The sequence below is a fragment of the Pseudomonas sp. TNT3 genome, assembly GCF_010095445.2.
Taxonomy (GTDB): Bacteria; Pseudomonadota; Gammaproteobacteria; order Pseudomonadales; family Pseudomonadaceae; genus Aquipseudomonas.
In genome coordinates this window covers 1-18,525 of sequence record NZ_WFGV02000046.1, presented here as the reverse complement: position 1 = coordinate 18,525, position 18,525 = coordinate 1, and the positions used below count along the sequence as shown (strand labels likewise).

General features: G+C 58.7%; 15 protein-coding genes. 9 read left to right on the top strand and 6 right to left on the bottom strand.

All coding sequences use genetic code 11. The annotated features are described in order from the left end of the window. Positions 1 to 98: 98 nt before the first annotated feature. From phnE to phnD, 3 genes are read right to left on the bottom strand one after another with little or no spacing between them, the layout of a single operon-like run. Entirely contained in the window at positions 99 to 917 is an 819-nt protein-coding gene (gene phnE / locus GBC55_RS22815; protein WP_162439773.1) for a phosphonate ABC transporter, permease protein PhnE, read from the bottom strand. A gap of 2 nt (positions 918 to 919) precedes the next feature. Next, positions 920 to 1,717: a phosphonate ABC transporter ATP-binding protein gene (gene phnC / locus GBC55_RS22810; protein ID WP_162439772.1), complete on the bottom strand. Its 798-nt coding sequence runs from the start codon at positions 1,715 to 1,717 to the stop codon at positions 920 to 922. After that, positions 1,714 to 2,583 carry a phosphonate ABC transporter substrate-binding protein gene (gene phnD, locus GBC55_RS22805; RefSeq protein WP_162439771.1) on the bottom strand — a complete coding sequence of 290 codons (870 nt, stop codon included), beginning with the start codon at positions 2,581 to 2,583 and terminating at the stop codon, positions 1,714 to 1,716. The genes phnC and phnD overlap by 4 nt, the downstream gene beginning before the upstream one ends. Positions 2,584 to 2,691: 108 nt before the next feature. Between phnD and GBC55_RS22800 the strand changes: the two genes are divergently transcribed. Beyond that, positions 2,692 to 3,570 carry a LysR substrate-binding domain-containing protein gene (locus GBC55_RS22800; RefSeq protein WP_162439770.1) on the top strand — a complete coding sequence of 293 codons (879 nt, stop codon included), beginning with the start codon at positions 2,692 to 2,694 and terminating at the stop codon, positions 3,568 to 3,570. Between the two features lie 20 nt (positions 3,571 to 3,590). On the opposite strand, the gene GBC55_RS22795 is transcribed toward GBC55_RS22800, so the two are convergent. Continuing rightward, positions 3,591 to 4,376, bottom strand: a complete 786-nt coding sequence (locus tag GBC55_RS22795; RefSeq protein ID WP_162439804.1) for a helix-turn-helix transcriptional regulator — start codon at positions 4,374 to 4,376, stop codon at positions 3,591 to 3,593. 132 nt (positions 4,377 to 4,508) lie between these two features. Here GBC55_RS22795 and GBC55_RS22790 point away from each other — a divergent pair, with 132 nt between their 5' ends. The 3 genes from GBC55_RS22790 (at position 4,509) to GBC55_RS22780 (ending at position 7,778) form a co-directional block, all read left to right on the top strand. After that, positions 4,509 to 5,324, top strand: a complete 816-nt coding sequence (locus GBC55_RS22790) for a carbon-nitrogen hydrolase family protein (protein ID WP_162439769.1) — start codon at positions 4,509 to 4,511, stop codon at positions 5,322 to 5,324. Between the two features lie 143 nt (positions 5,325 to 5,467). Next, on the top strand, positions 5,468 to 6,577 hold the full coding sequence (locus GBC55_RS22785; protein WP_162439768.1) for a polyamine ABC transporter substrate-binding protein: 1,110 nt from the start codon (positions 5,468 to 5,470) through the stop codon (positions 6,575 to 6,577). Positions 6,578 to 6,656: 79 nt separating this feature from the next. Next, a complete protein-coding gene (locus GBC55_RS22780; protein ID WP_162439803.1) occupies positions 6,657 to 7,778 on the top strand; it encodes a P1 family peptidase in 1,122 nt (373 codons plus the stop codon). A 286-nt stretch (positions 7,779 to 8,064) separates the two neighbouring features. Here the strand turns inward: GBC55_RS22780 and GBC55_RS22775 are convergent, their stop codons facing one another. Then, complete coding sequence (locus GBC55_RS22775) at positions 8,065 to 8,967, bottom strand: LysR family transcriptional regulator (protein ID WP_162439767.1); 903 nt, start codon at positions 8,965 to 8,967, stop codon at positions 8,065 to 8,067. Between the two features lie 159 nt (positions 8,968 to 9,126). Between GBC55_RS22775 and GBC55_RS22770 the strand changes: the two genes are divergently transcribed. The 4 genes from GBC55_RS22770 to GBC55_RS22755 all read left to right on the top strand — a co-directional run bounded on the left by GBC55_RS22770 (position 9,127) and on the right by GBC55_RS22755 (position 16,808). Beyond that, complete coding sequence (locus GBC55_RS22770; protein ID WP_162439766.1) at positions 9,127 to 10,428, top strand: FAD-dependent oxidoreductase; 1,302 nt, start codon at positions 9,127 to 9,129, stop codon at positions 10,426 to 10,428. Between the two features lie 50 nt (positions 10,429 to 10,478). Continuing rightward, a complete protein-coding gene (locus GBC55_RS22765) occupies positions 10,479 to 11,567 on the top strand; it encodes a polyamine ABC transporter substrate-binding protein (RefSeq protein ID WP_162439765.1) in 1,089 nt (362 codons plus the stop codon). A gap of 696 nt (positions 11,568 to 12,263) precedes the next feature. Then, the gene (locus GBC55_RS22760; RefSeq protein ID WP_162439764.1) at positions 12,264 to 14,822 is read left to right on the top strand and encodes an EAL domain-containing protein; all 2,559 of its coding nucleotides are present in this window, start codon (positions 12,264 to 12,266) and stop codon (positions 14,820 to 14,822) included. A gap of 369 nt (positions 14,823 to 15,191) precedes the next feature. Next, a complete protein-coding gene (locus tag GBC55_RS22755; protein ID WP_162439763.1) occupies positions 15,192 to 16,808 on the top strand; it encodes an arylsulfatase in 1,617 nt (538 codons plus the stop codon). 279 nt (positions 16,809 to 17,087) lie between these two features. Here GBC55_RS22755 and GBC55_RS22750 read toward each other — a convergent pair whose 3' ends face one another. Continuing rightward, positions 17,088 to 18,254 (bottom strand): MFS transporter, encoded by a 1,167-nt coding sequence (locus GBC55_RS22750; protein WP_162439762.1) that lies wholly within the window; start codon positions 18,252 to 18,254, stop codon positions 17,088 to 17,090. Positions 18,255 to 18,348: 94 nt separating this feature from the next. Here GBC55_RS22750 and GBC55_RS22745 point away from each other — a divergent pair. Beyond that, positions 18,349 to 18,525, top strand: a 177-nt coding sequence (locus tag GBC55_RS22745; protein ID WP_247266974.1) for a LysR family transcriptional regulator, incomplete at its 3' end; no start/stop codon positions are given.

Sequence of the window (18,525 nt, the reverse complement as noted above, 5' to 3'; positions counted from 1 at the left end):
ACTCGGGGCGCTTCAACAACAGCTCAAATCGATAATTCGCAGGCGTTAATCGGCTGAGCCGATACTGGATTGAATGTGTGTGTTTGCCGGGCAAGTGTTCAGCTGTGAGCGCCACGCTGGATCGCGTTGCGCAATCGCCCCGACACTGCGTCAGCGACAATCACCATGAGCGTGATGACGATGATGCAGGTGGCCGTTTCCTGATACTTGAAAAGCTTCAGGCTGCTCACCAGCTCGAATCCGAGCCCGCCGGCACCGACCATGCCGAGTACCGTCGCCGAACGTAAATTGACTTCGAAGCGGTACAGCACCACTGCAATCCAGGCGGTGATGACCTGGGGCAACACCCCAAAAACGATGACCTGCAAGGGTCGTGCACCGGTCGCCTGAAGCGCTTCGATCGGGCCTTGGTCGATCTCTTCGATGCTCTCGGCAAAGAATTTTCCGAGCATGCCCACGCCATGCAACGCCAGCGCCAGCACGCCGGGGAAGGGCCCCAGGCCTACCGCCGAGACAAATATCAGGGCCAGAATCAGTTCATTGATGCTGCGAGTGACATTCAGAAATTGCCGGGTTGTATGGAAGACCAGCCGGTTCCTGCTCAGGTTGCGGGCCGCTAGAAATGACAGCGGAATGGCCATCAACACACCGAGCAATGTGCCCCAAATGGCGATCTGCAGGGTCTCCACGGCGGGCGCCAACAGGCGGGGAAGAATGCTCAGGTCGGGTGGAACAGTGCGTGCCAGGAAATCACCAATTTGTGGCAATCCGGCCGCGAGTTCCCCGACGCTTAATTGCGCGCCGGTGGCGCTCCAGTGCAGGGTCAGAATCACCGCCAGCACGATTGCGCCCGTGGACAACCAGCCACGGGGGCCGCGAGGCAGGTCCACCGTCCACAGATAAGGTTGCTGTTTCATGCTCAAACCCTCAGTTGCGCGCAAGGGGTTATCAGTTCGCCCGCTTTCGCGGAGGTGCTTGGGGCTTGCGTTGTCTGGCCGGGGTAAATGCGCTGCAAGTCGTCTTCGGTCAGGCTGGAGGCGGTACCGTCAAACACCAGTTTTCCGTGGGCCAGGCCGACGATCCGGTCGCCGAATTCCCGGGCGTAATCAACCTGATGCAGGTTGCACAACACCGTAATCCCCAGTTCCCGCGTGGCATCGCGCAAATACTGCAGCACCAGGCGCGCCGTCTTTGGGTCGAGACTGGCCACCGGCTCGTCCGCCAGAATCACTTTTGGGCGTTGTGCCAGGGCACGGGCGATGCCCACGCGTTGCATCTGCCCTCCTGACAGTGCATCGGTCCGTTCGTGGGCTTTATGCGCCAGCTCGACGCGCTCCAGGCACTGCATGGCCAACGCCACTTCCTCGCGTCGAAACAACTGCAGGATCGAGGTGAGCGTTGATACCGCGCCGAGGCAGCCGGTGAGTACATTCTTCAATACGCTGAGACGTGGCACGACGTTGTGGTGCTGAAAAATCATCGCCGCCTGGCGTCGCAGAACTGCGGTGTCGCGGCAGGCCAGTGCGTCAATGCCCGCCACCGAGAGCGTCCCGGAATCGGCCTGGACCAGTCGGTTGATACACCGCAGCAACGTCGATTTACCCGCGCCGGACTGCCCCAGCACCACCACGAATTCTCCGGCTTTTACCTCCAGGTCGATCCCGCGCAACACCGGGTTGGTGCCGTAGTGTTTGGTCAGTTGGCGGATGCTGATCATTTGAGCCTCCGCAGATCGAGGTCGAGCACCTTGGCGGTTTCGCGGACGACGTCGTAAGCAGCATCATTCGTGGGCTGGAAGCCATCCAGTTGGCCCTGGTCACCCCACGGCACGTCCTTGATCGAGGCCAGTGCCGCGGCGACTTTTTGCTTGAGCGCCGGGTCGAGGTTCTTGCGCCAGACCATGGGCGATTCCGGGATCGGACGAGAACTCCACACCACCTGGAAGTCGTCCTGCTTCACCAGTCCTCGGGCCACGGCATTGGCCAGAATGCGGTCGGCGACGGCGGCGGCATCCACCTTGCCGTTGGCTACCGCGAGGATGCTGGCGTCGTGGGAGCCGGAGAAAATCACCCGTGAAAACAGTTTGGCGGGATCAAAACCTGCCTGTTCCAGTCCGGCTTTGGGGAACAGATGACCCGAGGCAGAGCTGGGATCGACAAACGCAAAGGTGTGATTCTTCAGATCCGACAGTTGCTGAATGCCGCTGTCCTTGCGAGCAAGGATCAAGCTCTTGTAGGCGCTCTGACCGGTTTTTTTGGTGACGGCTACTGCGAACGCGTCGACGTCTGCTACCGACGTTGCCAGCACGTAGGAGAAAGGGCCGAGGTAGGCCACGTCCAGTTTGCCCGCGCGCAGTGCTTCGATGATGCCGTTGTAGTCCGTGGCGACAAAGGGTTCTACGGGCATGCCGAGTTTGTCTTCAAGGCTGGCGAGCACCAGCTTGCTCGACTCGATCATCGCTTGGGAGTCTTCCGACGGGATCAGGCCAATTCTCAATTTTTCGTTCGCGACCGCATTGCAGGCAGCGCTGATTGAGAGGCAGGCAACAGCGGCGACACGTAAGAATCTGGAGAAGTTATTCATGGCATTCCAGGAGTGGGTTGGAGTTGCCACAGGCTAGAAATGTCACGTGACAGTCATACGATCAATTCAATATGGGTTTTCGCAGCTAAGTATTGATGGAGTCTATGGATGTCGACCGCCAAGATGCGCGCCTTTCTCGCCGTGGCACGCCACGGAAGTTTCAGTGCCGGCGCACGGGCGCTCGGGCTCAGCCAACCCACGCTCACTACACAGGTCCAGAGCATGGAGCGGCAATACAACCTGGAGCTGTTCCACCGTCGCGGCCGGCGCATTGAATTGTCCGATGTCGGCCGGCAATTGCTGCCGATTGCCCAGGCGATGGCGGCACTGGATCTGGACGCACACAACCTGCTGCGCGACTCCGGTCGGCTTGACAGTGGTCAGCTCAAGTTGGGGGCGGTGGGGCCTTTTCATGTGATCGAGATGGTCGATCACTACCTTCAGCAGCATCCGCGCATCGACGTGTCCATACGGGTGGGCAACTCGGCGCAGGTGCTGGCCGATCTCGAAAGTTACGTGACGGATATCGCGGTACTGGCCGGACGGCACGATGATCCAGGACTCTGCGCCGTGCATTACGCGCGTCACGCCATCATCCTGTTTGCCCACCATGAGCATCCTTTCGCACACCGCGATTCAGTGCGACTTGAGGAACTGGAAGGGCAGCGCCTGCTGCAACGAGAGCCCGGTTCCACAACGCGTCTGGTCCTGGAGCAGGCCTTGATGGCGGCACAGGTGGTGCCGCGTATCGCCATGGAAATCGGCAGTCGCGAGGCACTGCGTGAAGCCGTCGTGCGCGGGATCGGACTGGGGGTGGTCTCCGAAGCGGAGTTCATCGCCGACCCTCGTATTCGCACGATCCGCATCGAAGGGGATCCGCTCTACACCGAGACCTATCTGTATTGCCTGGCCGAACGCCGCTCCAGTCGGCTGATCACCTCGTTTTTTGACGTGGTGCTTTCGGCGGAGGTGAACAACTCGCTTTAGGTTGTTATCGAGCGGCGGCCTCAGCTCTGCGCATTCAAAAACAATGAGAACAGCTCGGTCTGGGATTTGATGCCGAGCTTGCTGTACATGTGCTTGCGATGGACCTTCACCGTCTCGGCAGAAATCGCCAGCTTGCGCGCGATTTCCTTGTTCGAGCAGCCGCTGAGCATCAGCCGGCCGACTTCCAGCTCGCGGGCGGAAAGCGGCGTTTCCAACTGTTGATCAGTGGAGTCCAGCAGGCTCTGCCAGCCGGGTGTCGGCGCCGCGTTCTGCTCCAGCGTTTCGCGCTCGAATGCCGTGCGCTGACGCATCAACGCGGCCACCCAGGGCTGGATGAGGGTGAGCAGTGCGGCCTGCTCTGCACTGAAGCGACACTCACTGCCCAGTGACAGGCTGAGGGTGCGTTCCGCGTCGAGCTGGACGTTGATATGGACTTCGTCAGCCACGATATTCAATCGGAAGTAGCGTTGGTAGTAGTCGGTTTGTTCGAAGCACTCCGGCGCCACATCGGCCAGCCAGAACAAACCGTTTTGCGGTGCTTCCCGATTGGCCAGGTAAAAGGGGTCGAGCAGATACAGGCCTTTGAGGTAATCCTGAAAGAGCGGATCTGGTCCGCCATCCTTGCCCGGGCATTCTGCGAGCACCTGCGGACGGCCATTACTGAAAATCAGCACGACCCAGCTGTCCACCGGGATATACCTGTCCAACTGACGCACCAGGGCCAGCCAGAAACCGGGACGGTCGAGTGCCTCGATCAGCCTGCCAATCGCCTGGTGCCAGGCCATGTCCTGCAAGGTAATGCTCACGTTTCTACCCATACGGGGTTACCCCATCGATGTGATTACTTTCCGCTTTATGGCTCTCCATACTCCATTCAGCCCTGGCGGGTGCTTTCAGGTTGGCGATTGCGAGTTTACAGACACGTGAAAGGATCACTGATGAAGATTGAGCTTGTACAAATTAACGGTCGCGATGGCGATACCGCTTATAACCTGGCGCGTACCTTAGAGGCCATCGCTACCTGCGCAGCGGACACCGATCTGCTGATTTTTCCCGAGACCCAGTTGATGGGGTTTGCCAGCGCGCAACAGCTCCCTGAAGTCGCCGAGCCCCTGAACGGACCAAGCGTGCAGGCCGTGCAGCGCGCCGTATGCGAACGGAACGTCTCAGTCGTGGTGGGGCTGGCCGAGAATGACGCCGGAACGTTCTACAACACGTCCTTGCTGGTGACCCCGGAAGGGATCGCCTTGCGTTACCGCAAGACGCACCTTTGGCCGTCGGAGCGCGGCCTGTTCCAGCCAGGCGACCGTTATGTCACGGCGCTCTGGAAGGGTATCCGGGTGGGCATCCTGATCTGTTACGACATCGAGTTGCCGGAGAGTGCCCGGGCGCTTGGTCAGCTTGGTGCCGAGTTGATCCTGGTGACGAACGGCAACATGGACCCTTACGGCCCTGTCCACCGCACCGCGATCATGGCGCGCGCTCAGGAAAACCAGGCATTCGCGGTGATGGTGAATCGAGTCGGCGGCGGCGATGAAGGCCTGGTTTTTGCCGGTGGCAGCGCCGCCATCGATCCCTTCGGACGCACGTTGTTCGAAGCAGGGCGCGAAGAGTGCCGTCAGGTGGTGGAGCTGGATCTGGAGTTGCTCCGCACCTCCCGCCGCGACTACGACTACCTGCGTGATCGCCGCCTGCATCTGAGCGGCGAGCAGATCGAACACGACGATGGTCGACGGGAACTACTGATCCCCTGATGCAGGCGCGAGGGGCAGAACCGCACCACAGCGAGTGTTGCGCCTCACCGCCGATTTTGACGCTGCCACAACAATAATTCACACACCAGCAGGAGCAGTGTCCGGACCCCTGGACTCGGCGCTAACGCTCTGGAGCATCCCTCATGAAACCCATTCGCTGCATGCAATTTGCGCTGGCCTCACTGTTCAGTTTCGGCCTGGTCTGCGCCGAAGCAGATGAGGCTGACAAGCGCAGTGTTCATATCTACAACTGGTATGACTACATCGCCCCGAACACCATGAAAGACTTCGAAAAAGAAGCGGGCGTCAGCGCTGTGTACGATGTGTTCGACAACAGCGACGTCATGCAAAGCAAGCTCATGGCTGGCCGCAGCGGCTACGACGTGGTGGTGGCGAGTGGTGACCTGCTACCGAACCTGATCAAAGCGGGCGTGCTTAAAAAACTCGATCGCTCGAAGCTGCCCAACTGGTCTCACCTTGACCCGGATATCCTCGCCAAGTTGCAAAGCAACGACCCGGAAAACAGCTATGCGGCCCCTTATCTGTGGGGTACCACGGGCATCGGCTATGACGCGGACAAGGTCAAATCGATACTCGGCGCTGATGCGCCGGTCAATTCCTGGGACCTGATTTTCAAGGAAGAAAACCTGGCCAAACTCAGTCAATGCGGTGTGGCCATGCTGGACGCGCCCAGCGAAGTTATTCCCATCGCGTTGCACTACCTCGGACTGCCCTATAACAGCCAGAACCCGGCCGATTACAAAAAAGCCCAGGCGCTGCTGCTGAAACTGCGTCCACACATCGTCTACTTCGATTCGTCCAAGTTCATCTCTGATCTGGCCAATGGCAACATCTGCGTGGTGCTGGGCTGGGCGGGTGGCGTCGCGGATGCACAGAAAGCCTCCGAGCTGGCGGGCAACGATCGCAAGCTCGTCTACAGCATTCCTCGCGAAGGTGCACCGGTGTGGGTGGAGAGTCTGGTGCAGCTCAACGATGCGCCAAACCCGGAGCAAGGCTTGGCCTTCATCAACTACATGCTGCGCCCTGAAGTCATTGCCGATTCATCCAACTACCTGAGCTATCCCAACGCCAACAAGGACGCCACCGCGCTGGTCGAGAAGAAGATCCGCGACAACCCGGGGGTGTATCCATCCAAAGAAGTCATGGACACGCTGTTCCCGCTGGAACCCCTCCCGCTGAAGATGGAACGCGTACGAACCCGCACCTGGAACACGGTCAAGACCGGCGCTTGATGGGTCGACACGATTTCTGCTGATGGCCAGCCACGACCATCGTGAAAAAACAAACAAGAGAACGATCATGAAAGAGACGATGAAGCCACGTGCCCGCGATTTGAATATTCAGTTCGGCCAACTGCAACCCGGTCCCCTCAATGCCATCACCGATGTGCCGGGCGTACGGGTCGGTCACAGCAATGTGCGAGGACGCACCGCGAACGGCCGCGACATCCTGACGGGTGTCACGGTCATCGAACCCCGTGCTGGCTCCACCAGCCAGCAGCCGTGTTTTGCCGGCGTCCATGTGTTGAACGGCAACGGCGACGCCACCGGCCTGGAGTGGATTCGCGAGGCCGGCCTGTTGACCAGCCCGATTGCCTTCACCAACACCCACAGCCTGGGCGTGGTGCGTGACGCACTGATCGTGGTGGACCGCGAGCAGCAGCCGGAGGACGGGCGGCTCTACTGGAACATGCCGGTGGTGCTGGAGACCTTTGACGGGTTGCTCAACGACATCAACGGCTTTCACGTCAAGGTCGAGCACGTGGCCGAAGCGGTGCGCTCGGCGGTGGGTGGTCCGGTCGCTGAGGGCAATGTCGGTGGCGGCAGCGGCATGATCTGCCACGAATTCAAGGGCGGCATTGGCACGGCGTCACGGCGTCTGAGTGCTGCGCAGGGCGGCTGGACCGTTGGCGCTATCGTCCAGGCCAACCACGGCATTCGCAATGAACTGCGCGTTGACGGCTACCCGGTCGGACGCTACATGGAACAGATCGACTCGCCGTTCCTCAAGGCTTCGCTGCCGCACCCGGGCATGGGTTCGATCGTCGTGTGCCTGGCCACCGACGCGCCGTTGTTGCCGCACCAATGTACGCGGCTGGCGCAACGGGCCAGCCTCGGCCTTGCCCGCACCGGTGGTGGAAATGAAGACCACAGCGGCGACATCTTCATCGCCTTCGCCACCGGTAACCAGGTGCCGCCGGCCGCTTATGAGCGCAAGCGCGCACCGACCACCGACCACCTGAGCATGGTCAACAACGACCACATCAGCGAGCTGTTCCTGGCCGCCACCGAAGCGGTGGAAGAAGCCATTATCAATGCCTTGTTAGCTGCGGATACCGCAGAAGGAAACGGCCACGCCGTGCCGGGACTGGACCGTGAGACGCTGCTCAAAGCCTTGCATCGGGCTGGGTGGCCGGGAGTGGTGAAGGGTTAACTGATCCAATGATGGTGAGGTGGTGAGCCTGTTTGGCCCTAAACCTGTGGTAAGGGGATTTATCTGTGGCGAGGGGATTTATCCCCGTTGGGCTGCGAAGCTGCCCCAGAACCTGCAACCGAGGGGTGTCAGGTACACCGCGTGTGGTGGTTCTACGACTGCTGCGCAGCCGAACGGGGATAAATCCCCTCGCCACAGTATTGAGCACGCCTGAAGCTCTTCTTGATTGCTCGCCTGAAGCTCTTCTTCAGCGAGCAATACTGGTCTGGGACGGGGGTGTTGAAACTCAATATTCGCCCTGGTGCTGCCCGGCCTGCTGGGCGAACCATCCCATGATCAGCGAGCACTCAGGATGAGACGCGGCTGATGGTTGCGGGCAGAGCGAATAGACCCCTCCGGTCTTCAAGGGGCGGCCGAACGGGACAAGCAGCACGCCCCGTTCGATGGACTCTTCTGCCAGGGTCATGTCGGTCATGGCGACTCCCAGACCTCGCGCGGCGGCATCAAGCGCCAACTCATCGAGGTTGAAGTGGATGTGCCGGTAGTCCTCCAGCGACTTGCCGTTATTGGCTGCCAGCCAGTCAATCCACGCTTGCTTGTCCGCCGAACGATGGAGCAGGGGATAGCGTACAAGATCGTCCACTGATTCCAGGGGATGGGTTGAGTTGCCAAAGCCAGGGGCGCACACCGGCACCAGCGCTTCTTCGAACAACGTCAGGCAGGATGGATCGCTCGATGGCTCGGGCAGATAAAGGATGTAGGCGTCGCTGTCGCTGGCCGGCTCGACGACCTCGGTCGCCACGGTTTCGATCGACAGGGAAACGTCCGGGTGACACCGATAAAAGTCGCTCAACTTCGGCAGCAACCAACGCACCGCCAGCGATACGTGCATGCGGATACGGAACGGGCGCTTTTGCGGTGCCAGGCGATCCTCAAGGGCTTTCAGCTGTTCGAGGATATGCCGCGCACTGGCGAGTACCTGTCCGCCCTCCGGGGTCAGTCGAAGACTGCGACTGTTGCGCACGAACATCGAAACGCCAAAGTGATTTTCCAACTGCTGAATTTGCCGGCTCACGGCGCTTTGGGTCAGGCACAGCGTCTGCGCTGCTTGCGTAAAGCTGCCGGAGCCTGCGACTTCCACCAATGCCTGCAAGCCTTGGAGCGACGGAAGGTGGCGAATTTTATCCATGCGTTTTCTGAATACCTTGATGATTTAATAACGTTGGTTGTCGCCATGATCACCCTTTAGATTCTAGTCATAGCTACCGTCATCTCCAACCAGTCATGCGGATTGTGCATGAGTTAAAGGAATTGGATGGTTGGCCAAAGACAGTCAAAGAGGTGATGCATGGAAAACGTATGTGGCTGGATTGCGCAGGCCGGGGATTCACCGGCTCGCGATCCACTGAGTGGTCGGCAGCAGGCAGATTGGCTGGTCATCGGCGCCGGCATCACCGGGCTGTGTGCCGCTCACTCCCTCGCGCAAATGCATCCCCAGGCGCGCATCGTCATTGTCGATCGGCAACGGGCCGCGCAAGGCGCCTCCGCGCGCAATTCAGGTTTCGTCGTGGCCCATGAACACCCGGCCACTGCTGAACTTCAGGGCAACGCAGGATTTGCCGGCTTTGAGGTGGACACCTCGATTTCCCGCGCTGCCAGCGACGAAGTGCGCAAACGCATTGCCCAACATGGCATCGGGTGCGAATTCCGTGAATCGGGTTATTTTTTCGCGGTCAGCGATCCGCGCAAATTGACCGATGTCGAGGCCAAGCTGCAAACACTGAGGGCCGTGGGGGCATCTGCGCAGTTTCTGCAGGGTGAGCAACTGGTGCAGAAACTGGGCACCCGGCACTACCAGGCGGCGATCTGGTGCGGCAATGGCAATGCGTTGCTGCAACCGGCGAAGTACGTGAAAGGCTTGCTCGACGCGCTCCCGGAGAACGTAACGCTGTTCGAAAACACCGAGATCACCGGTCTGGAGCGTACGAGCCACGGCCGCATTCGCGCCAACGGTCGTCGTGGAAGTATTGAAGCGAAGCAGGTGGTGATTTGCCTGAATGCCTTCATCTCCCGTGCCGGTATCAGCGACAGCGGTACTTTCCCGATGGAACTGAGCGCCAGTTTGACGCGGCCACTCAGTGACGAAGAGTTCCAGGCGCTCGGTGCCGTCGAGCCATGGGGCGTGCTGTCCACCCGGCCACTGGGGGCCACGGTGCGACTGACCCCGGATCGTCGCGTGATGATTCGCAACACCGCGGAATACCGCTCAAACGACTTGTCCCTCGCTGAGTTGTCGACTCGCCGCAAGCACCATGTGCTGGGTTTGCAGCGCCGTTTTCCGATGCTTGGCGAGCAGGACATCCAGTACACCTGGACCGGACACCTCAGCGCTTCACGCTCCGGCCAACCGTACTTTGGCAAGGTCGAGGAGGGCGTGTTCGCCGTGGCCGGGTGCAATGGCTCTGGCGTGGCGCGCGGCACACTTTGGGGTCGGTTGCTGGCGGAACTGGCATCCGGGGCTGAATCGCCGATGCTGCATTCGGTCATTGAACGCGCCCAGCCCGGCTGGCTCCCGCCCAAACCCTTTCTCGACATCGGTGCCATGCTGCGCATGCGCGTAGAGGCCGCTCGAGCCCGATCTGAAGTCTGAACCCCCGTAACACCCACAATAAAAGCACTTCATAACGAAGGTGATCGAACATGCGCGTCAACACAGTTTCCCTGGTGGCACTTCTCTCGACGTTTTGCGCGGGCGCTTACGCTGATGAAACCGTCAATATTTCCAACTGGAACGGCTACATTGCCGACGACACCCTGACCACCTTCACCAAGGAGACAGGGATCAAGGCCACTTACGACATCCACGACAGCAACGAAGTGCTGGAGTCCAAGTTGATGACGGGTAACACCGGTTATGACGTGGTCAGCCCGTCGAACCACTTCCTGTCTCGGCTGATCAAGGCCGGCGCGATCCAGAAGCTCGACCGCAGCCAGTTGCCGAACTGGAAAAACCTCGACCCGGCGCTGATGCAAAAACTGCAAGTCAACGATCCCGGCAATCAGTACGGCTACCCGTACATGTGGGGCACCGCCGGCATCGGCTACAACGTCGAGAAGATCAAGGCCCTCTTCGGCAATACCGACGTGACCCGTTCCTGGAGCCTGTTTTTCGACGAAGCCAACATCAAGAAGCTCAGCGAATGCGGCGTGGCGATTATCGACAACCCGACGCAAGTCTTGCCGATCACGCTCAACTACCTGGGGCTGCCACCTCACAGCCACGAGCCGCAGGATTACAAGAAAGCCGAGCAGGCGCTGCTCAAGATCCGGCCTTACGTGCAGTACTTCCACGCCTCGAAGTACATCAGCGATCTGGCTAACGGTAACGTCTGCGCGGTGATCGGTTTCAACGGCGACATCGTGCAGGCCGCCGCCAGCGCCAAGGAAGCCAAAAACGGAATCGACATTGCCTATTCGATTCCGCAGGAAGGTTCGACACTGTGGTTTGACATGGTGGTGATGCCCAAGAATGCGCCTCATGAGAAGAACGGCTACACCTACATGAACTACTTGCTGACCCCGCAAGTGATCGCCAACATCAGCAACAGCATCCACTACGCCAACCCCAATGCGGCGGCCGATGCTTATGTGGTGCCAGCGGTGAAAGAGGACCTGGCGATCTACCCGCCGAAAGACGTCATGGACAAGTTGTTCACCGTCGAGGATCTACCGGCTTCCATCGCACGGTTGACTACTCGGCTGTGGACCAGGCTGAAAACCAATACCTGACACCCTGACCCGCAGCGATCTGAAACGCCTCTATCAACCGGCCAATTGCACTTTCATCTGAAAACCCCCAGCCATGTCCTTGACCGGCCTGCTTTCCACAAATAGTCGAATGAGTCGTTCGCGTAACTCGGGCTCAACAAACTCTTTGACGGTCTCCACCTGGATCCTCGTCCAGACCCATCTTGTGCCGGAGCGTCGGCTAATGCCGACGCTCTGGATTGCAGCTTGAGCCCTATGCCTGTCTCAGGGATGTGCTCTTGCATCTGCCGACGCAAGAGCGATATCGGACAATTGCTGCCGCATCAGTGGGTGCCGTTTTGACATGAGCAAGGGGGGTTGGCAGACACTACGAGCTTGCGATTCCGTTGCTCAATTTTCCTCGTTTTTCAGCTCGCCCTTTGATTTGAATCAAGCCTTTAGAGGTTCAGTAGTGGCATATTGATTTCGGCAGAAGACCGATACTTTTACTAATAAAGAGACTGGCCACATGCTGATCCTCCAATCGTCTCCAAAAACCCTTCTGCACGCCTCAGCCCTTTCGTCGTGCCGTTCCAATCTCACCTTCAAACCCGCTAGTAACTCCTCATTCGTTTGAATTGACCGCATCCGAAAGGCGGCTGAGTTCCTGTCGCCCTGCGTTTGATGTTTGGGAAGGAACCCAGTCCCTCATTTCCTCGCAATCGGTAGATCACCGCTATGTTGAACCGTAACGATCTCTCGCAAGTCTTCATCCAGACCCTGGAGCAAAGCGTTGACAGTGTCGTGGTCATCGATAGCCAAAACCGGATCATTCTGTTTAATGCAGCTTCGCAAAAGCTCTGGGGATACGACAGTGCCGAGGTCATGGGCCGCAATGTTGAACAACTGGTCCCGAAACTGATTCGACCTCTGCATGACAGCTACATCGAAGCGAACCGCCGCACCGGAATCAACAAAATTGTCGGTACCAGTCGAGATGTGTCGATCGAATGCAAGGATGGCAGCCGGCGATGGGGGTCGATGTCCATCTCCAAAATCGAGGCGCAAGGGCAGATCCTCTACGCCGCGTTTATCAAAGACATTACCCTGCAGCATGAAGAGCAACATCGGTTGTACTTGTTGTCCTTGGTGGTCGATACCACCGAGAACGCAATTATCATCACTGACGCGTCATGGGCGATCATTTACGTCAACGACGGCTTCACGCAAATGTTCGGTTACAGTGTCCAGGACGTCATCAGCAAAACGCCCATCGAAGTGCTGGCGCCGTACTTCACGCAATCGCGTGTAGCCGCAATCCGCCGCCTGCTCACAAAGGGTAATGCCTATCACGGTCAGGAATTCGGCTATGACCGCGAAGGCCAGCGGGTGTGGTGCAACATCACAACGTACCCGGTTCACGATGCTCAGGGCCACCTGACCAATACCGTGAGTGTGATGATCGATGTGACCCAAACGCGCATGCATGAAGTGCTGCGCCACAAGATGCTCGAAGCGATGGTTCGCGAAGAGTCGCTGGACACCTTGATGAATCTGGCGTGTGTGGAGGTGCAGCGAATTGCGCCAGAAGTGATCGCGACAATATTGCAGGTCGATAGGCAAGGGTTATTGCATACGTTAGCCGCGCCCGGTCTTCCAATCGCGTATTCCCGGGCGCTGGATGGAACGGCAATCGGGCCGGAATGCGGATCTTGCGGCGCGGCGGCGTTCAGTGGCGAACCGGTTATGGTCAGCGACATCGCCTCCCACCCATTCTGGGTCGGATTCCGTGACCTGGCGCTGTCGCTCGGGCTGAAGGCATGTTGGTCGACGCCGATAAAATCCAGCGATGGGCGCGTATTGGGGACGTTCGCGTTCTATTACCGCGACGCTCGTGAGCCTGGACCGCTTCACCATCTGCTGGTCAAGGCGTGCATTCATTTGTGCGCCTTGGCGCTGGAGCGTGAAGAGTCGCGTCTGCACATTCGCCAACTGGCGTTTTATGACGACCTGACCGGACTGGCCAACCGCAACTTGTTGCATGCCCGGGCGGAACAGGCTATCGCTCAAGCCTCTCGGCATAAATCGAGTCTGGCCGTGGTATTCATCGATCTGGATCGATTCAAGCAGGTCAACGATTCCCTGGGCCATCCCGCCGGTGATGAGTTCTTGCGCGTCATCGCTCATCGATTGTCCGAGCGTCGCCGGGAAAACGATATTGTCAGTCGCCTATCCGGCGATGAATTCGTCCTGGTGCTGCCTCAGTGCACGATGGCACATGCCACCCATGTAATCGAAAAATTGAGAGGACAGCTGACCGCGCCTTGCCAGATCTCGGGAGTGACACTCAATCCATCGATGAGTATCGGCGTCAGTATGTTTCCGGATGACGGTCGTACGATGGAGGTGTTACTGCATCGTGCCGATATGGCGATGTATCAAGCCAAGACCAGCGGCCGCGGGCGTGTGTGCTTTTTCAGTGATGGACTGGATCAACTGGCGCAAGGGCGTTTGCGTCTGGAAGTGGCTTTACGTGAAGCGATTGATGGCGAAGCCCTGCATTTGGTTTATCAGCCGCAGATCGACCTTGACGGGTCCGAGCTTTATGGCATTGAGGCCCTTGCGCGATGGACTCATCCCCAATTAGGGGAAGTTTCGCCTGCGTGTTTTATTCCGTTGGCGGAAGAATGCGGCTTGATCGGTGAATTCAGCTTATGGGCATTGCGTGAGGCTTGCCGCCAATTGGCTGCCTGGCGCAAGCAAGGGCTACGGATTCCGACCGTATCGGTGAACATGTCGCCGACCAATTTTCATAATCGCAATCTTTCAAGCATCGTCGCCAGGACACTTGAGCAACATGGTTTGCAGGCAAAGGACCTGACGCTGGAGATTACCGAAAGTGTGCTGATGGACACCAATCCCGACACCCTGACCACGATTGAAGAGGTGCATGCGCTGGGTATCAGCCTGGCGATGGATGATTTCGGCACGGGTTATTCCAGCCTGAGTTATTTGCGGCGTATGCCGATCCAGGAACTCAAGCTCGATCGCAGCTTTGTGCATGATCTGGAAAACAACACAACTACTCAGGCACTGAGCGAGGCCGTCATTCGCATCGGCGAAAGTTTGCAATTAAGAGTAGTGGCCGAGGGGATCGAGACATTGGCGCAGCAGCGCATTCTGCAAAGCCAGGGATATCGGATCGCTCAAGGATTTCTGATTTCCAGGCCTTTGGAAGCAGGTGATTTGGGGCGTTGGCTGGAAAACCGCTATGCGTTGGCTGAGCCCGCCGAGTAATCCGGATTGGATTGTGCGACTGAAGACTGACCTAAAGCTACGCCTGCTCAATTTTTTGAGCAGGAGAACCGGGATGACCGCTTCTGGCCGATTACTGCCTGTCACAAGGGGCCTTAGTCGACCCATTGAAGACGCTCAATGATGCGAGAAGACGATTTATCTTTACCTGGATACGCTGACCTTGGGTGGATGAGGTGCCATCATCGATCTGACAGTCCAGCTGTAAAGCCCATGAAACAACAGCTTACAGTCGAGAAACTGAATACTGGATAATTAGCAATTCGTACCTACGCTCTTCACGGGGGAATGCAATTTAAGGACGGTCGGGGGCTCGTCTCAGGTACTCACGCAAGTACGCAGGAGCTCAACATGAACCGGACAAAGTTATCAACGGCGTTCGCTGTATCAATACTGTTGTCTGCAGTGGTTTCCCCCGGTCTCTCTCAAGCCGCCGACAAAACAGCCCCTAACATTGTAGTCATCATGGGTGACGATATTGGCTGGTCCAACATCGGTGTCTACAACCAGGGCATGATGGCCGGTCGAACACCCAACCTCGACCAGCTCGCGGCCGAAGGCATGCGTTTTACCGACTACTACGCCGAGGCCAGTTGTACCGCCGGGCGGGCCAACTTCATCACCGGCGAACTGCCGATCCGTACCGGGATGACCACTGTTGGGCAGGCCGGTTCTCCCATTGGTATTCCCGCCGAAGCCTTAACCATCGCTACAGCGCTGAAATCCATGGGCTATTCCACGGGCCAGTTCGGCAAGAATCACCTGGGCGATCTCAACGAATTCTTGCCCACCGTGCACGGGTTCGACGAATTCTTCGGCTACCTCTATCACCTCGACGCCATGGAAGACCCGGCGCACCCCAACTATCCGCAGGAGCTTCTTGCCACCGTTGGCCCGCGCAATATGGTCCACAGTTGGGCGACCACCACCGATGACACCACAGTCATGCCGCGCTGGGGCAAGGTCGGCAAACAGAAAATCGACGACGCCGGCACGCTCTATCCGGAACGGATGAAAACCATCGACGACGAGATTCGCGACAAAGCCTTCGCCTTTATCGACAAGGCCAAGCAGGACAGTAAACCGTTCTTCCTCTGGCTGAACCCGACCCGCATGCACATCGTCACGCACCTGTCTGACAAGTACGAAGCCATGCGCAATTCGCAAAATGGCTGGTCAGAACAGGAAGCCGGCATGGCACAGCTCGATGATATCGTCGGTGACGTCATGGCCAAGCTGAAAAAAGACGGCATGGATGACAACACCATTGTCATTTTCACCACTGACAATGGCGCGGAAAACTTTACTTGGCCGGATGGCGGCACCACGCCGTTCGCCATGGGCAAAGGCACTATCATGGAAGGTGGATTCCGGGTTCCGGCGATCATTCGTTGGCCCGGCAAGGTACCGGCCAATCAGATTGCCAACGGCATCATTTCCGGTATGGACTGGTTCCCGACCCTGGTCGCGGCGGCCGGTAACCCGAACATCACTCAGGAACTGCTCAAAGGCAAACAACTGGGCGACCGAACCTACAAGGTGCATCTTGACGGCTACGACCAGACACCGATGATCACGGGCAAGGGGCCGTCGACCCGTAACGAAATTTTCTATTTTGGCGAGAGTGCGCTGGGTGCGGTGCGAATAGGCGACTACAAATATCGCTTTATTGACCAACCAGGCGGCTGGATGGGCGCCAAGGTGGCGGTCGACGTACCGATCCTGACCAACCTTCGCCTCGACCCCTTCGAACGTATGGGTTGGCCGGAGAATCAGGCCGCGCAAGGTTCGCAGCAGTATTTCGACTGGTTCAAGTACCAGTTCTGGCGCTTCGTGTTCGTCCAGCAGCAAGTCGCCAAGCTGGCGGAAACCGCTATCGAGTTCCCGCCGATGCAAAAAGGCGCGAGCTTCAACCTCGATTCGGTAAAAGCCAAGATCGCTGCGGCCCGGGCGGAGATGGCCAAGTAAGCAGTCGGGTAAACGGGTGGTCGGTGTTCGCCACCCGTATTCATATCGCCGTTGTCCAATGCCGCAGGGTTGAGCGTTGAAACCGCCTAGTTGAATGCCTTGAGGAAGCGTGATTCACCGCTCCGGAGGAATCTCGATTGAGGTTGACTGAATTCCGCGGGGCGTGAAATTACGGGTCAGCAATGGCTGAAATTGGCCGAAGTTTGACAATGGCGAAGGGCAGCAAATGGTCGCTACTCGTCATTCATCAAGGGTGACTACAGCCCCCTCACATCATCGTCACGCCACCGCAGCTGCAATCGATCTGGAACGCCAGGCAAATGCCAATACCATCAGCAGCCCCAGACCCGCCATTGCCGCTCCGGCCAGGGAAATCGCCGGATAACCCAGCCCGGCATTGATCACCGCTCCCCCGAGCGCCGCACCGATCGCGTTGCCGAAATTGAAGGCGCCGATGTTCATCGCCGAGGCCAGATTGGGCGCGTCCTTGGCAGCCTCCATGACGCGCATCTGCAGTGGCGGCACCAGGGCGAAGCTGGCGATACCCCATATCAGGATGGCAACGGCGGTCGGCAGCGGCCAACGCATCAGGACGGTGAACGCCAGCAAGACGAGAATCAGCACGCTCAGCGAAATGATCAGGGTGCGATCTATCGAGCGGTCCGCGGCCTTGCCGCCCCACGTGTTGCCCAGCGTCAACCCCACACCGAACAGCACCAGCATGGCGGTGATGTAGGCGGTGGACGCATGGGTCTCGCTGCTGAGGATCGGCGCGATGTAGGTGAAGACGGTAAACATTGCACTCGAGCCGACTACGGTGAGGGCCAGCGCCCCCAGCACCGGACCACGGCCCAGTACCCGAATTTCGGCCATTACACCGACGCTTTGCGGCGCCTTCAGGTTTGGCAGGGCGAACCATAACGCGGCCATGGTCATCACGCCGAGGCCGGTAATTCCCCAGAAAGCGGTGCGCCAGCCGAACAGTTCGCCAAACCAGGCGGCCATCGGCACACCGCCGATGGTCGCCAGGGTCAGGCCCATGAACATCGCCGCAACCGCCCCGGCACGTTTCTCCGGTGCGACCACGCTGGCGGCGACGATGGAACCAACGCCAAAGAACGCACCGTGGTTCAGTGAGGTCACCACCCTGGCGACCATGAGGCTGTAGTAATCGGTAGCCAGGGCTGACATCAGATTGCCCAGGGTGAAAATCGCCATGAGTCCGATCAGCAGATAGCGCCGGGGAATCCTGCCGGTGGTCAGGGTCATCAGCGGTGCGCCGAGCAATACGCCCAGAGCGTAAGCACTGACCAACAGACCGGCGGCGGGAATGGAAACGCCGAGATCCGCAGCGATGCCCGGCAACATGCCCATGGGGGCGAACTCGGTAACGCCGATGCCAAAGGCACCAATGGCGAGTGCAACAAGGGGTGGATTGATACGCATGGAAGGCTCCTTATCTATGCCGCCAATGCTACGATCCAGGCTTTTAAGGCACTAGACGTCATTTCTGGCAATCACCTTTGCGTAAGGAGCACAAGTGGACTTCAATGGCAGGTCAGGAGAAATGGACGTGTTCGCCACCGTGGCGCAGGAAGGCAGCCTATCGGCCGCGGCGCGTGCCTTGGGGCTGACGCCCTCGGCGGTCAGCCGGATCATCGCGCGTACCGAACAACGTCTTGGCACCCGCCTGCTGTTGCGCACCACCCGAGCGATC